This is a genomic window from Ectothiorhodospira mobilis, assembly GCF_016584115.1.
In the GTDB taxonomy this organism is placed as follows: Bacteria; Pseudomonadota; Gammaproteobacteria; order Ectothiorhodospirales; family Ectothiorhodospiraceae; genus Ectothiorhodospira; species Ectothiorhodospira mobilis.
On sequence record NZ_NRSK01000105.1, the window covers coordinates 1 to 278 of the forward strand.

A 278-nucleotide genomic window follows, 5' to 3' on the forward strand; every position below is an offset into this window, starting at 1 on the left:
GTCAGGCGGTCGGGAATAGCGCCATCGTCGTTACGGACTGCGAATTCCATCGCGGAGATCCGGGTGAAATAGTCGGCCTCAACACCCACCGGACGGCGCGGTACCGCGTCGGCATCTAGGCCAGAGGCCTCCTCCATCGCCTCGAGCATCGGACCCATAAGGTCGAGCTCACGAATGCCCATCTCTTCACACGCATCGGAGACCATTCGGCGCATATCGGGCAGCACCAAGGTATGCACAACGCACACCCACTGCCCAGCCTCGTGAGCCTCTGAGAC

1 protein-coding gene is annotated in these 278 nt (G+C 61.9%); it reads right to left on the bottom strand.

Translation table 11 applies throughout. The features are described 5' to 3' along the window. Positions 1–227: kinase/pyrophosphorylase (locus tag CKO33_RS13310; RefSeq protein ID WP_338081792.1), on the bottom strand; the 227-nt coding region annotated here is incomplete at its 3' end. Between the last annotated feature and the right edge of the window lie 51 nt (positions 228–278).